12 protein-coding genes are annotated in these 14393 nt (G+C 58.8%); 8 read left to right on the forward strand and 4 right to left on the reverse strand.

Going from position 1 to position 14393, the window contains the following annotated elements:
• Nucleotides 1-7: 7 nt before the first annotated feature.
• Both kdpA and kdpF read right to left on the reverse strand, forming a co-directional pair.
• The gene (kdpA, locus tag BW934_RS13700; RefSeq protein WP_076349051.1) at nucleotides 8-1696 is read right to left on the reverse strand and encodes a potassium-transporting ATPase subunit KdpA; all 1689 of its coding nucleotides are present in this window, start codon (nucleotides 1694-1696) and stop codon (nucleotides 8-10) included.
• Between the two features lie 50 nt (nucleotides 1697-1746).
• On the reverse strand, nucleotides 1747-1824 hold the full coding sequence (kdpF, locus tag BW934_RS15520; RefSeq protein WP_143232682.1) for a K(+)-transporting ATPase subunit F: 78 nt from the start codon (nucleotides 1822-1824) through the stop codon (nucleotides 1747-1749).
• A 184-nt stretch (nucleotides 1825-2008) separates the two neighbouring features.
• Between kdpF and BW934_RS13710 the strand changes: the two genes are divergently transcribed.
• Nucleotides 2009-3691: a DUF4118 domain-containing protein gene (locus BW934_RS13710; protein ID WP_234969836.1), complete on the forward strand. Its 1683-nt coding sequence runs from the start codon at nucleotides 2009-2011 to the stop codon at nucleotides 3689-3691.
• Nucleotides 3688-4389, forward strand: a complete 702-nt coding sequence (locus BW934_RS13715; protein WP_076349055.1) for a response regulator — start codon at nucleotides 3688-3690, stop codon at nucleotides 4387-4389. The genes BW934_RS13710 and BW934_RS13715 overlap by 4 nt, the downstream gene beginning before the upstream one ends.
• A 74-nt stretch (nucleotides 4390-4463) precedes the next feature.
• Here the strand turns inward: BW934_RS13715 and BW934_RS15120 are convergent, their stop codons facing one another.
• Both BW934_RS15120 and BW934_RS13720 read right to left on the reverse strand, forming a co-directional pair.
• On the reverse strand, nucleotides 4464-4640 hold the full coding sequence (locus tag BW934_RS15120; protein WP_200805764.1) for a hypothetical protein: 177 nt from the start codon (nucleotides 4638-4640) through the stop codon (nucleotides 4464-4466).
• Nucleotides 4641-4799: 159 nt separating this feature from the next.
• A complete protein-coding gene (locus BW934_RS13720) occupies nucleotides 4800-6401 on the reverse strand; it encodes a S53 family peptidase (protein ID WP_076349057.1) in 1602 nt (533 codons plus the stop codon).
• Between the two features lie 249 nt (nucleotides 6402-6650).
• On the opposite strand from BW934_RS13720, the gene BW934_RS13725 reads away from it, so the two are divergent.
• The 6 genes from BW934_RS13725 (at nucleotide 6651) to BW934_RS13750 (ending at nucleotide 14353) form a co-directional block, all read left to right on the forward strand.
• Entirely contained in the window at nucleotides 6651-7766 is a 1116-nt protein-coding gene (locus tag BW934_RS13725; protein ID WP_076349059.1) for a 5-methyltetrahydropteroyltriglutamate--homocysteine S-methyltransferase, read from the forward strand.
• A gap of 28 nt (nucleotides 7767-7794) precedes the next feature.
• Nucleotides 7795-8265, forward strand: a complete 471-nt coding sequence (locus tag BW934_RS13730) for a GtrA family protein (protein WP_076349061.1) — start codon at nucleotides 7795-7797, stop codon at nucleotides 8263-8265.
• Nucleotides 8266-8942: 677 nt separating this feature from the next.
• Complete coding sequence (locus BW934_RS13735) at nucleotides 8943-10316, forward strand: MFS transporter (protein WP_084182620.1); 1374 nt, start codon at nucleotides 8943-8945, stop codon at nucleotides 10314-10316.
• Nucleotides 10317-11169: 853 nt separating this feature from the next.
• The gene (locus BW934_RS13740; RefSeq protein ID WP_159437327.1) at nucleotides 11170-12042 is read left to right on the forward strand and encodes an amidase domain-containing protein; all 873 of its coding nucleotides are present in this window, start codon (nucleotides 11170-11172) and stop codon (nucleotides 12040-12042) included.
• A 522-nt stretch (nucleotides 12043-12564) separates the two neighbouring features.
• Nucleotides 12565-13056 carry a hypothetical protein gene (locus tag BW934_RS14870; RefSeq protein ID WP_143232676.1) on the forward strand — a complete coding sequence of 164 codons (492 nt, stop codon included), beginning with the start codon at nucleotides 12565-12567 and terminating at the stop codon, nucleotides 13054-13056.
• A 316-nt stretch (nucleotides 13057-13372) separates the two neighbouring features.
• Nucleotides 13373-14353, forward strand: a complete 981-nt coding sequence (locus BW934_RS13750) for a hypothetical protein (RefSeq protein WP_143232678.1) — start codon at nucleotides 13373-13375, stop codon at nucleotides 14351-14353.
• Nucleotides 14354-14393 lie beyond the last annotated feature (40 nt).

A 14393-nucleotide genomic window follows, 5' to 3' on the forward strand; every position in this document is an offset into this window, starting at 1 on the left:
TCTCCTTTCACGCGAGCTGCAGCTGTTCGCCGATGGGGCCGAGCGCCAGGTACGGGAAGAAGGTCAGTGCGCCGACAATGACGAAGACGGCGACGAACACGTAGCCGAAGGCAAACGTGTCAACCTTGAGCGTCCCGGACGTCTCGGGAATGCGCGCCTTGCCGGCGAGCGAACCTGCGATGGCGAGCATGGCGATGATCGACACGTAGCGCCCAAAGAGCATCACGAGCCCGATGGCGATGTTGTAAAACGGCGTGTTGCCATTCAACCCTGCGAACGCGGAGCCGTTGTTGGCCGCGGCAGACGTGAAGGCGTACAAGACCTCGGTAAAGCCATGCAGTCCGGGGTTCCCCATCGAGGCCCGGGCAGATGGCATGGCCATGGCGATGGCCGTTGGCACGAGAATTACAAACGGATGGACGAGCATCGCCGCGGTGGCAAGCTTCATCTCGCGAGCCTCGATTTTCTTCCCGAAAATCTCTGGCGTCCTTCCGACCATGAGCCCGGAGATGAAAACGGCGATGATGAGAAACATCAGGATGTTGAGCAGCCCAACGCCCTTTCCGCCGAAGATCAGGTTGAACATCATGAAGAGAAGCGGCACCATGCCGCTTACGGGCATCAGGCTGTCGTGCATGGCGTTGACGGCGCCCGTCGTGTAGGCGGTGGTCGTGGCGACAAACAAACTCGTCAGCGGCAGGCCAAAGCGGACCTCCTTGCCCTCCATGTTGGGGCCGTGCACGCCGAGCGCATGTGCCAGGATAGGGTTGCCGGATGCCTCGTACGCGTAGACCACGTACGTGCCCAAAAGCAGGATGGCGCCGAGCAGCGTGCAGAGCACCCAAGCCAAGCGGCGGCTGCGGAGAAAATAGCCTGCGGTGAAGACGAGGGCGGTGGGAATGAGGCCCATGCCCATGATTTCGAGAATGCAGGTCCACACGTTCGGATCTTCGAAGGGATGCGCCGAATTGGCGTTGAAAAATCCACCGCCGTTGGTCCCTAGCTGCTTAATAGCTTCGAGCGTGGCGACCGGACCGCGGGCGATGGTTTGCATGCTGCCAGCGAGGGTGTGCACAACCGCGGGTCCCGAGAGCGTCTCCGGGACGCCGAGCACCAAGAGCAGGAGCGCGAGCACCGCGGCAATCGGCAGCAGGACGCGGGTGTGCGCCTTGACGAGATCGACCCAGAAGTTGCCGAGCGCGTCCGTCTTCTGGCGACTCAGACCGCGCAAAAACGCCATGGCGGCGGCGAGCCCTGTGGCGGCAGACGTGAATTGCAGGAACGTGATCCCGATCATCTGGCTCAAATACGACAGCGACTGCTCGCCCGCGTAGTTCTGCCAGTTGGTGTTCGTGATAAAGCTCGCCGCCGTATTGAACGCGAGGTATGGGGGCATCGCCGGAATATGCGCAGGGTTGAGCGGAAGCGCCCCCTGGAGCCGGAAGACGGCGTACGCGAAGAGCGCCATGACGAGGTTCGACACCATCATGGCGCGCAGGTACGCTTTCCAGTCCATCTCGACGTCGGGATTGACGCCGATGAGCCGGTAGATGGTGCGCTCGACAGGCGCCATCACGGCGTCCGGCCGAACCCGTTCGCCCGCGAAGGTTCGATACAGATAACCTCCAAGCGGCCACGCGCACGCAACGAGCGCGAGCACCACGAGCAGGATGGCGACAATGCCGGATGCTGTCACTGGACGTGCCTCCCCTTGCCTGTCATGTCTTCGAACTCATCGCACAGAAATCAGAACTTCTCGGGGTGAAACATCACATAGACGAGATACACCATCACCGCGACGGACAACACGAGCAAAAACCACATCGTCACGCCTCCCTACGAACGGTCGAAAGATCGATGAATGACGTACAAGATGGCGAACACCGCGAAAAACAGCGCGACCGACACGACATCCTCCACACGTCTCCCTCCTCCCAGCCGACACTCCGCAGTCTATCCAGCCCGGTATGAGGGTTCGGATGATGATTCCGCGCGGGAAGCGTAAAAAATGCATAAAAATCGTTGGCAACGGGTCATCCGCGGGTTACCCTTCTGGAGAGAGAACGTCTGCGGCCCGCGCCGCACGGAGTGGATGCGTGTGCGATTCACCCCCAAATGGCAGATCCTGCGCTCGACATGGCCCACGTGGTGGCAGGAAGGGCGCCCCGGCGAGCTGGCCACGCCGCGGCCCGGCCGCGCCGTCCAGGCGTATGCCGCCGTGTGCGGCATGGACGCCCTCCTCACCGGCCTCGTGTTTTTGCTCGACTTTCACTACGATCGCGTCAATATCGCCATGCTCTACCTGATCCCTGTCGTGATCGCCGCGGCCGTGTACGGCCTGTGGCCCGGCGTGTTTGCGGCCTGCTTGGGACTCATGTCGTTCGATTTCTTCTTCGTGCCCCCTATCTTCAGCTACGCCGTGAGCGATCTGCGCTTCCTCGTGTCGTTCGCGGTTTTTCTCGTGGTGGCCATCACCACGGCGGGGCTCGCGTCCACCATGCGGCGAAGAGCCGAAGAGGCAAGCCAGCGCGCCCGCATTGCGCAGACGCTGTTTCGCATGAGCCGCGCCCTGACGGCCGCGATGGACGAGGCGCACGTCGTGCAAACGGCGCTGGAGCAGGTGCGAGAACTGTGGCAAACGCACGCCTACATCGCCCTCAAGCGCCCGACGGGCTTTGACCTTCGAGCTCTCCCCGGTGACGAGGCCGACCCCGTGATTGACCGGCAGGTCCTCGACTGGGTGTTGCGCCACGGCGATCTCGCCAGCTTCGGGTCCAAAGCCCATGGCCAGGCGGCGTTTCTCTATGTGCCCATTCGCGCGCAGGACGAGGTGTACGGCGCTTTCGTCGTCGGCGAGCCCGGGCAGTTTCGGCTCGCCACGCGCGGCGAGATCGTCGATATTCTTCGGGCCATGGCCAACTTGGTGGCCATCGCCCTCAGCCGAATCGCGTCCGAGGAGCGCGCCCGGCTCGCCGACGTCGCGGCGGAGTCGGAGCGCGTTCGAACGGCCATCCTGAACTCCATCTCGCACGAGCTGCGCACCCCCATCACCACCATGCTCGGCGCGTCAGAAGCCCTCATGGATCCAAAGGCGTCGCTCGATCCGGCCGATAGGCGCGAGCTCGTGCTGACCCTCCGCAACAGCGCCCTCCGCATGAACCGCCTGGTCGCGAATCTCATCGGCATGGCGCGCATCGAAGGCGGTCTGCTTGTGCTCAACCGGCGCCCGTCCGATCTCGCCGACCTCATCCGCGGCGCCCTGCGCGAAGTGTCCGAACTGACCGCCGACCACCCCGTCCGCGTGCAGGCACCTGACCCATCGCCCATCGCCGAGGTGGACGAGGCACTGTTTCAACAGGCGCTGGTCAATCTTTTGTCGAACGCCGCCAAATACTCGCCGCCCGGCGCCCCGATTGACGTCCTCGTGACGGCTCAGGGAACGGAGGCGACCGTGGAGGTCCGTGACTACGGCATGGGCATCCCGGAAGACGAAGTCGACCGCGTATTCGACAAGTTTTATCGCGGCCGATCGGTGCAGAGTTTGCCCGGGACCGGCCTCGGCCTCGCCATCGTGCGGGCCGTCGTCGAGGCTCACGGTTGGAAGATTGAGGTGAAGCGGATGCATCCCGGCACCGCGTTTCGCATACGGCTTGAGGCGCGCGAAGCGCCAAAGGAGGCGGAACATCGTTGAGCGGAGCGAAAATTCTCGTCGTGGACGATGAACGCGCGATTCTGAAGCTCATGCAGATCGCGCTCAGGGGACACGGATATGAGGTCCTCGAAGCGTCGACTGGCGAGGAGGCGCTGGTCATCGCCAGCACGAAGCGGCCCGATCTCGCCGTGATCGACTGGGGCCTGCCGGACATCGAGGGCGTCGAGGTTCTCCGCCGACTGCGCGAGTGGTCGCAGATGCCCGTCATCATGCTGACGGTGCGCGACGCCGAGACCGACAAGATTGCGGCGCTCGACGCAGGGGCAGACGATTACGTCGTCAAACCGTTCGGGATGGGCGAGCTCCTCGCCCGCATCCGCGTCGCACTCCGGCACGCCGCGCGCGTCGAGGACGAGCCCGTCATCGAAGCCGCGGGCCTCTCCATCCACTTGGCTGAGCGGCGCGTCGAGCTGTACGGCGAGGCGGTCAAACTCACGCCCATCGAGTACGATCTGCTGAAACTCTTGGCGCAAAACGCAGGCAAAGTCGTGACGCAGCGCCAGCTCCTGCGCCAGGTGTGGGGCGACGTCGATCCCGACAACGCCGCCCACTACCTGCGCGTCTACATCGGCCACCTGCGCAAGAAACTGGAGGACGATCCATCCCGCCCTTGGCGCATCGTGACCGAGCCGGGTGTGGGCTACCGACTCGCGGTGGAGCCCCCGGAGAAAACGTGAAAAGGCCGCCCCTCGCGGGACGGCCGAACATGCGGCAAAGCGTACGGTTTTCAACGCGACGACGCGAGCAAAGCTCAGTCGTCGACATCGACCTCTTTGTGCTCGCGGACGATGTGATTGTAGTCGTAGCCATGTTCGCAGTGCTGGCAATGCACCCGCACCACCAGCTCGCCCTCCGGCACCTCGATGACGTTCGTCTTCTCGCACCGCGGACAGATGGACTCGACAATCCAGTGCTTATGATGGCTCATGCGATCGCCTCCCCACTCACAACGCTTGAGTGTAGCACATCCGCTTCAAAACCGGATTGAATCCGCGCAAATGCCCTCACCAACCCGGTTGTCGAACGCGGCGCTGGATGGCGATGTTCGCCCAGAAGGAGGCAGCGCCCCACGAGTTCCGTTGCGCCGTCAGTCGAGCCCGTGCAAAAAGTAGTACGCGTCGATGGAACCAAAGCCGGTTGGATGATCCCATCCCGGGCCCGCGCTGTACGCGCCGTTCGATCCGGCCGTGATGTCGTGGAATGCGTACGGCGCGTAGGACGCGTTGCGCGCCATCGCATAGATGCCGACGTCTGCGAGCCCAACGGGTGGCTTACCTTCGAGGGCACGCGCTTGGTCGATGAGCGCAAACGTCGCGGCCATCATCGGCGCGACAAAGCTCGTCCCCCCGGCCACCTCCCACTGACCCTCATAGATGAAATCGTAGCCCGTGGCCGGATCGGCGTTCAGGGCGACGTCGCACGTCTGCCGATAGCCCGTCTGCGGCACGCCCGGGCCATATTGCCACCACGGCTCTCCGTACACCGAGCTCGCGCCGCCGCCCGTGTCGGCCCACGCCGTCTCCTGCAGCCGCTTTGCACCCGCACCAAGAACGAGCCTCGTCCCGCCACACGCGGTGACATACGGATCCGACGACGGATAGTCGACGTCCGTCCCGCTTGTTCCGTCCGACGATCCGCTGTCGCCCGCCGCGGCGAACACGCTCTGCCCCTGGGCGGCCATCTGCATGAAGATCTGGTGCTCCGCCTGCATGGTCGCCGCGTCGGTCTCCGACTCGGGCGCTCCCCAACTCGTCGTGACCACATGCGCGCCATCGTCCGCCGCCACCTGGGCAAACGCATCGATGAACGACTGCGCGTCCGGTTGAGCGGCCTCGTACACGGCGAGCGATGCCGTCGGCGCGATGGCATGCGCCCACTCGCAGTCGAGGGTGGTCTCGTCGTCGGGAGACGTGGACGATCCGTCGATCACCCGCTGGCGCACCACCGGATTCGGAAGCCCGAAGGCGCGATCGAACGCGAGCAGGTCGGAGCGGAGCACCGAGCCGGAAGTCACCACCGCAATGACCTGTCCGCGCCCCATGTATTGGCTGTAGAGCGGCGTATAGTCGTAGGCGCGCTGAATTTGCGCGGGCGTGTAGCCACCTCCTGCCGGCGCGACGTGCGCCAGGACGAGGTGGCGCTCCATCGCGTCGCTCGTCAGGCCTACCACGGCCGACACGCGCGCGGCGAGCGGTGCAGGCAGCGTGGCCGCACCATCCGGGGCGTACCATGCGCCAGCTCCGCGCCCAAATTGGAGCTCATGCACGCCAAACGCTCGCTCGACGTCGCGGGCCCGTCCACTCACGGTCAGCACCATGGGATTTACCGTCGGCTCAACGCGGAGGCCGTATGCGCGCAGCCCCTGGACCACGGCCTGCACGTCCTCAGCCGTCGGTGCATACGCCGCGTTAAACGCCGCGGGCGTCAAGAAGTGACCTGCATCGGGCGATCCCGGCGTGTACAGGTCTCGAATCAGCTGCTCGAGCTGCGCCTCGTGGCGCAGGCGAAGCGTAATGACCAAGTGCATCGGCTGCGACGGTGAAATTTCGCCATCCGCGTGAACGCTACGCGTCCGCGGATCGGGCGAGGCCACCACCACGCGTTCCTGAACCGGCGAGGCAAAAGCGACAGGTGCAGCGAAAACGCCGGACGCGATGGCGCCAATGGCCAAATGTGCGAGCGCTCGCATGCGGAACCCTCCCTGTGTCTGTCGATTCTGTTCTTTCTAGTTAATCGACAGTATAAAGGGAGGAGTCTTACATTTATAGTTAAAAAAAGAGGGAGCCGAATCGCAATTTGGCTTGAGCCGTCGTTCGCTGGTCTCCATGGCGGATCCATCCACATGGGCACTTTTGACGTCGCATGCGCCATCACGCGCGTTTGTGGTACGATGACCTCGTCCAACCGACGAGAATGTTGAATGATGAGGATGATGGCAATGTCACGCGTGAATCTGGGCCATAACCCCCCGTTTCGGGCGGATCAGGTGGGGAGCCTGCTGCGCCCCGAGCCGGTGAAAGAGGCGCGACGGCGCTTTTTCGCTGGCGAGATCGACCGCGATGCCTTGACGGCCGTGGAAAACGAATCCATCCGTAAGATTGTGGACAAGCAAAAGGAAATTGGCCTTGCGGCCGTGACGGACGGCGAGTTGCGCAGGTCGTGGTGGCACTTCGACTTCCTGGAACACCTCGAAGGCGTGGAAGGGTACGAACCGCGCGAGGGAGGTATTCAGTTTCACAATGTCACCACGCGCCCACGCGCCATCCGCGTGGTGGGAAAGCTCGGCTTCCCCAAGGATCATCCGATGCTTGCGCACTTCCGCTTCCTGCTGGACGCCGCGGGCGAACACATGGCGAAGATGACCATCCCGAGCCCCAGCATGCTTCATTTCCGCGGCGAACTTCAAAACGGCGTCTACGCGGATGAGGATGAGCTGTTTCACGATCTCGCCCTGGCCTATCAGGACGCCATCCGCGCCTTTTACGCGGCAGGCTGTCGCTACTTGCAGCTCGACGACACGGCCTGGGCGTACCTGTGCTCCGAGGAACAAAAGCAGCAGATGATCGCCAAGGGGCGCGATCCGAAGCGCCTGGAGTCCAAATACGCAGAGACCATCAACAAGGCACTCGAGGCGAAACCCGCGGACATGACCATCACCATGCACATCTGCCGCGGAAACTTCCGTTCGACCTGGATTTCATCGGGAGGGTATGAACCCGTCGCCGAGACGCTGTTTCAGAAGCTCGACATCGACGGTTTCTTCCTCGAATACGATACAGAACGAGCAGGCGGGTTTGAGCCGCTGCGTTTTGTGAAGCGCAAGACGCTCTCCATCGTCCTGGGGCTCATCACAAGCAAACATGGAGCGCTTGAAGACAAGGACGAGGTGAAGCGGCGAATCGACGAAGCGAGCCGCTACGTCCCGCTTGAGCAGCTTTGCCTCAGCCCGCAGTGCGGTTTCGCGTCCACCGAAGAAGGCAACCTGTTGACCGAGGAGGAACAGTGGGCAAAACTTCGTCACGTCGTCGAAATCGCGCACGAAGTATGGGGATGACCGAGAAGAGCGACAAAAGAGGGGTCAAATGGTGTACGCGGTGCGCGTCGTCTACCGCTATGTGCGGCGCTACTTCAAGTTTCTGCTCGTCGGCGTGATGAACGCGGCCGTCGATCTCGGCGTGCTAAATGCGCTCCTCGTGGCGTTTCCAACCCGTTCACCGCTGGCGCTGATGGCTTACAACACGTTGGGTGTGATGGCGGCCATCTGCAACAGCTATTTATGGAATCGATTCTGGACCTTTGGTGACATCGCGACGGGATCGCGCCAAGAGAAAATGAAGTTTGCGCTTCAGTCGCTGATCAACCTGGTGCTGAACGACGCGATTCTGGTGGGCGCAAACGATTATCTCGTGACGCACCGAGGGCTCCCCTACATGCTCGGCAGCAACCTTGCCAAGGGCGGTGCGATGTTCGTTTCGTCTTCCGCGTCGTACGTCTTCATGCGCATGTTCGTGTTCAAACGGAATGTGCGCCCGGTGGAGCGCCATCGGCACTAGGAAGTTTGCGCCTAAACAACCGTTCCTGTGGTTATAAAATCAACAATTACCTTCCCACAATTTCGTGTTCCATGCTATGATCAGTTTGTCACCCATGCGCGCGCATTCCTCAAATCAGGGTGGTGTCCACGGGGGCTGCGCGCGCATTTGGTTTTTCTTCCACGCGCCACCCTTTCTTTTCACGCCACACGAGCCCTTGACTTCTGCAAGGAAAATGCTAGTATCAAAAGTCAGATGAGGCCATTTTCTGAGTCCTACACTTCTCCATCGAGCGGCATGGTGATGGGATAGGTTCGCGTCAGGACGCCATGCCGGCCTCTAGCGGCGCCTCAGCCGTGTTGTCACATCGTCTGCGCGCAACTCCCCCCGGAAAAGCCCACGCTACGCAGAACGATGCATCCACTGACGAGCGCCTGTTCATGACGAATTCCCCCTCAAACGGTTCATTGACAAATTTCCGTTAACAAATTAAGATTTGATTATATTTTATCTACTTTTTTGGCATACGACGGATTCTGCGTCATGGTCTAGCTTTTTCGCGGAAAGCCCAGACGGTGCTCAAGGGAACTGTCGCTCGCACGTCCTCACCTTCGCTTTCACAGCGTTGTTCACACGTAGACGACACACAGGGACCATGCCATCGACTGGATTGGCTTGCTTGCTGCATACAGGCGTGCATGGATGAAGCCATCCATCTCGTCCACAATTATGGAACATCCCCTGTTAGCCATTGTCTTCGCCGTGATGCTCTTGAGGGGGCAGTCCATGTTTGCGGACACCACACTCCCGCCGCAACAGGTGATGATATGAATCATGAAGATACCGTCATGGATACGCAGGCTGGCTCACCTGGACGACTTTCGAACAACTACAGCTTTTGGCTCATCTTGACCGGAACAACCATTTCTTCTTTTGGGGATACCTTCAATACCGTTGCCATCACCCTGTGGGTCCTCATGACCACGAAAAGCCCAGCCGCCATGTCCGTCGTCTTAGCTGTACGCATGATGGTGTCTGTTGCGCTTGGCACTGTTGCCGGTACGGTTGTGGACAGAGTGGACCGGCGCAAATTGATGGTGATGTTTGATTTCATTCAGTCCATGATCGTAGGGATGCTCATCTACCTCATCCTATCCAAAGCGCCTTTTTGGGAGCTCCTTGTTTTGCTGGCACTGCTCTCTGCCGCTTCTCAGTTTCGCGATCCCGCTTTTTCTGCCTCCTTAATTCACATCGTTGGAGAGCAAGGTCTGCCTCGGGCAAGCAGCGCTTTACAGGTGGCAATCATGTTATCGCGAGTGCTAGGGCCCGTTTTAGGGGGGAGTATCGTTTCCTGGTTCGGTATTTCAGCTGCATTGATTGGGGATGCGATAAGTTTTGCAGTTTCAGCGCTGTTTGTGCTTGCTGCCAAACCTTTTCCCAACCCTCATATAGAAACGGCCAAAAAATCAAAGTTCCTCAAGGATTTAGTGAACGGCGTTGTCTTCGTGTCCAAAAATGCTATCGCAAGTTACATTACAATTTTCGCCTTCTGCTTAAACTTTTTCTCATATGGAGCCACATTACTGATTCCAACGATTGCGGTCTTAACCTGGAAAACGACCCCGACCGAGTTGGGCACGATTCAAGGAGCATTCCCACTCGGATTTGCGGCGGGATCCGGCGTGCTCATGGCTCTAGGTCATCACATACGAAAACGCTGGGCTTGGATGGGCCTCGCCACAATATTAGCGGGTCTCCTGATGGGATCGGTGTCCTTGGTGCATAAGCCCATGCTTGCTTTACCCTTTATCTTTCTAACCGGCTTCGCGTTTGCGTTCGTGAGCATTCTCATTACGGTGGCCATACGGACACTTGTAGCCCCGGATCTCCAAGGACGTGTGCTTGGAACTTTGGATTCCGTCGGAAACTTAGCCACGCCGCTGGCGATGGTACTCGCAGGACTTTGGTCTGACAAGTCAGGCGCGCCTGTTGTGCTGATGGTTGTTGGCCTTGGCACGATGGCCATCGGGGCACTTAGCATTTGCGTACGACGCATGAGAACGTTTGACTGATGATGGACATGATGCAAGGTCATGAAGCCTCGTGAAGGGAGGGAACGGTGAGCGTTGATAGGGGCTCCGCTCACTTCACATGAAGGTTCAGGCGGGATGCAGGTGCGGGACAAAAGGCTGCACCTCGCGCTTCTAGTCAGGTGGCATCTCAGTGCCACGCATGCGCTTCACAATTACATTCCACCCTCGGGCATGGCTTCGTCGGTTTCCCCGACATGGTCCACTTCTTCGAAAATGGATCCGGAGAAATGCGTCCTCGTTTTTGAATACGAACAAACGCCCCTGGAATTTACCCCCCACCACAAGATGACTCACCCTTAAAAAATGGGTATTTACAATTATGGATCCTCAGATTATGATCCGATCATCTCTTATCTACTTTTTTGTCATGAGGAGGATGAGACTTTGAAGAAAACTCCGTTCGCAGCCCTGTCCGTGACCGCAGCGATGGCCCTTGCGGGTTGGCCAGTGGCAACGGCCGACACAACGAGTGCAAATGCCACACCCGCGCCCGTCAATGTTCCATCATCAGGAAACCTGGCGCAACAATGGTTGCAAGAGCAGCGTTCTTCGGCTTCCACGCTCGAGAAGGTGCTCTACACACACAGCGTTGTACGGCGAATTGCCTCTCGTCACCCAGCAGTCCCGCCAACTCGTGCTTCCTGACTTCTTAATGGAACAGGGAACACCGTCGGAGGCATACGCAGACGGCAGATTGACGTCCTTTTACACAGCGTGGAAGGCCTGGGGTGATGCGTGGGTTCACGACTTCACTTACCAACCAACCATCTTGAGTTTGACGATACAGGGTTCGCGAGCTACGTTATCCATTATGCCAAACGCGGTCATGCATATGGAAGAAGAACCCAAGGTAGACGCTCATTTCCCCGCGGTAGCTCACACGTTAACGCTTCAAATGGACGGCCAAGGAGAATGGAAGATTATCAATGATGATTATACAGACGAATTTAAGGACGCCTTTGGAACCAACGTCGACTGGAACAGCCTGATTCAGTCCTTTCCTGAAGAAATCGCCAAGGAGAAGGCCGAACCCAAGAGGCTTCCGCCCGCTCATCCTGGTGTCACGAGCACGGTCGTCAGTAGCGGTTCCACTGTCCCGAACGGGACTACAGGACCGTACTACATCTCCTACAACCGTTCTGGAGCAGCAAGCTATGCGCTCTCACACACCAATAACTCGGGCGATTCCGTCAGGACACAAAACTACAATCCCTTATTCTATGCGTACCCTGGTAATGACTGCGCTGATTACGTCAGCCAATGCCTCTGGGCCGGCTTCGGCGGCAGCGACTCGTCGTACGGTATCCAGGTACACGTGTATCCAATGATTACTTCACCTGAGGGAGCAGTATATCCTTGGTATGCAGATAGTGCCACCGACGGAAGTACGATGTGGATTAATGCATATTCTCTCATTAACGACGCCACAAGTAACTACAGCAACGGCTACTACGGCGTGCAGATGTACACGGAGTCAGTAAACAGTGTGGCGCTGGGCGATGTGGTGTTGGATTCATCCGGTGCAGGACACGTTGAGATTGTCACAAATGTTAGCGGAGCACCTGATTGGGGCACGATTTTTGTATCCTCCCACACGAACAACAGGTACAATGCACCTTTATCGACCCCATATCCTAACACCAAATCTCGCCTAAGAGTAAGTTTCTATAGGGTGAGCGCCTATCTCCACCCACCAGCATATTGAGTTTTGATGTTCAATGGTTCTTTATGGGGGAAAACACCTATGAAAAAATCACGTCGAGTTCTCGTAAGCTTGACGATCCTAGGTGGACTTACCGCCGTGACCGGCGCGTTGAGCGGCGTTGCCAAGCGGTTGTACCCGGCACCCGCCCCAGCCATGGAAGCATCGTCCGACTTAGCCATGCCGCCTGTCCCAAAGGGCATGGTAACCGTGCACTCTTCTCTTTCCTCGAATGGAGATGTCTATGCTCGGCTACTGGCGCAGAAGGGACACCTCGTCCCGCAGCTAAATTGGACGCCATACGGCCAGCGTTTCGAGCTTTTCGTACGCACGACAGCTGGGTGGAAACTTATGAAGTCAGTTAGCCACTCGCAGGCGGACATGAGTAATGTACAAATTTTCGAGGACCCCGGAAGCCCTGCGCTAGTCCCATGGACGTGGATGGACTGGAGTCACGGGGATGGCACCAACCAGTTAGACGTGTTTAGAGTGTCGAGCAGAAAACCGATAGAAGAGATTTACCACGTGGCCATGGATAACGCGGTAATCCTGCCCTACGGTACACAAAGCCTGATCATGGAGCCCATCTCGCTCGGCATGGGCAGCCCACTCGTTGTAACGTTCCACAGCGGTCGTATCACAGTAAAGTCGCCGACCTCAACGCCGGTCGCTCAGCCTGGCCAGATGCTTATTGACGTTCACACGCACGCTGTTCAGCACCATCCTGATGTGATTGTCATCTCCAATCTTCCGTCGCATCTGTCCCTCCGTCTGCACCAGGACATTGTCTTAACGGAAACCGGAGACGAAGTGGAACTTGGCGCCGATTTGGACCGTAAGTTCGGAGACCCGGGCGGGTTCTATCATTTTGAGCCAGCACCCTATCGAAATTGTGTCGTTCTTCGGACCATGGAGCGCGGAGAGGGTAATCTTGTCATCGGGACGACACCGTCCTCCTATTTTCTGATCCATGGCAAGAAGGTTCAATGGATATCGATCCCCGTTACCATTTCGTAGACCAACGGACGGCTGCGACCATTGATGAGGCTCTCTCCGCGTCGCGAACGAGGCCAGGTATGCTCGTGGAAGCTTGCGCAATCGCCACGGGCGGCGCGTTGTGCCGCGCGATGAGCACTTCATAAAGAAAAGGTGTTTAGGCGATACGCACGCGGGAGGACTCCCGAAGTGCCTGAAATTCAAGCTGGAGAGTACTTCTCTCTCACCGCAGGTGCGATAGTCAGGAAAAATAATTCGAAAACAGTTGAAATCTTCGAATTTCACCTGCCCATGAATTGATATCGCTCGACTGTTTCTCCCTATGGAGGTGAACCCGATGCGGAAGTTGGGTCGTTTCGTATTGGCCGGCTGTTTCCTTGGTGCCTTGTGCGCCTCCGTGGCCGGCGTAGAATCTCTGTCAAAAAACCATCCCACTCAAACCAGCCAAGGCAATCCAGCATTAGATGTTACAAAGAATTCAGTGCTTCCTCACGTTCCCAGCGGCTCGATGGTCGTCTCCAGTGCGCTTTCGCAAGATGGCAACGTGTACGGGCGGTTGCTCGCATACCGTTCTCATATCGCGCAGCGCATCGGTCTTCCTCCTTTTGGACAGAGTCTTGAACTCTTTGAACGTCAGCGAGGAACGTGGAAGCGAGTGCTCTTCATTCACCATGAATACCCGGACATGAACGCTGTCCGAATCTACCAGAATCCTGGTCATCCCGCACTCGTGGAATGGGACTGGACAACCTCCGACCCAGATGAGAACGTACACCTTGAAGTCTATCGGATGCCCGAAGGTGGAGCGCCGGAACGCATCCTGGACAAGGCCATGACCAACGCGGTCGTGTTGCCGTATGGGGCTGAAACACTGATGGTGCAGCCTATGGCGTTCGGGGCCGTTTCACCCATGATGGTGACGCTTGAAAATGGACACGTGGACGTTCGGCAGCCGAACGCCCGACCCGTCCCCCGTCCGGGCCAGGTCTTCCTGCAGGTCCAGGTCCGCGTAATTCAACGTCATCCAGAGGTCATCGAAATCGATCACCTGCCGAGCCACCTTTCTCTCCGACTTCACCAAGATATCGTGCTGACCGCGGTCGGCGGGGATGTCGTGCTGGGAGGGAGCCTAGATCGTGAGCACGGAGATCCCGGCGGCTTTTATCGTTACGAGCCAGCTCCCTATCAGGACTGCTTGGTAATCCAGACGGAAGAAAAAGGTCAAGGGGTTCTCGTCATCGACCCTTTTGTCGGAAAATCCCTGCTCATTCACGGCAAAAAGGAGCCCTTCGTCTCCATCCCGATCACCATTTCGTGAGCGCACACCTCTGCTTCGGCGCCTTGCCCCCGCGCGAGGC

Origin of the sequence: Alicyclobacillus vulcanalis (genome assembly GCF_900156755.1) — a bacterium.
GTDB classification, from domain to species: domain Bacteria; phylum Bacillota; class Bacilli; order Alicyclobacillales; family Alicyclobacillaceae; genus Alicyclobacillus; species Alicyclobacillus vulcanalis.

What these genes read in the sequence shown, in the direction of transcription:
- kdpF (WP_143232682.1), bottom strand. Translation starts at nt 1,824, where the DNA reads ATGTGGTTTTTGCTCGTGTTGTCCGTCGCGGTGATGGTGTATCTCGTC.
- BW934_RS13710 (WP_234969836.1), top strand. Translation starts at nt 2,009, where the DNA reads ATGCATAAAAATCGTTGGCAACGGGTCATCCGCGGGTTACCCTTCTGG.
- BW934_RS15120 (WP_200805764.1), bottom strand. Translation starts at nt 4,640, where the DNA reads ATGAGCCATCATAAGCACTGGATTGTCGAGTCCATCTGTCCGCGGTGC.
- BW934_RS13720 (WP_076349057.1), bottom strand. Translation starts at nt 6,401, where the DNA reads ATGCGAGCGCTCGCACATTTGGCCATTGGCGCCATCGCGTCCGGCGTT.
- BW934_RS13725 (WP_076349059.1), top strand. Translation starts at nt 6,651, where the DNA reads ATGTCACGCGTGAATCTGGGCCATAACCCCCCGTTTCGGGCGGATCAG.
- BW934_RS13730 (WP_076349061.1), top strand. Translation starts at nt 7,795, where the DNA reads ATGGTGTACGCGGTGCGCGTCGTCTACCGCTATGTGCGGCGCTACTTC.
- BW934_RS13735 (WP_084182620.1), top strand. Translation starts at nt 8,943, where the DNA reads ATGGATGAAGCCATCCATCTCGTCCACAATTATGGAACATCCCCTGTT.
- BW934_RS13740 (WP_159437327.1), top strand. Translation starts at nt 11,170, where the DNA reads ATGGAAGAAGAACCCAAGGTAGACGCTCATTTCCCCGCGGTAGCTCAC.
- BW934_RS13750 (WP_143232678.1), top strand. Translation starts at nt 13,373, where the DNA reads ATGCGGAAGTTGGGTCGTTTCGTATTGGCCGGCTGTTTCCTTGGTGCC.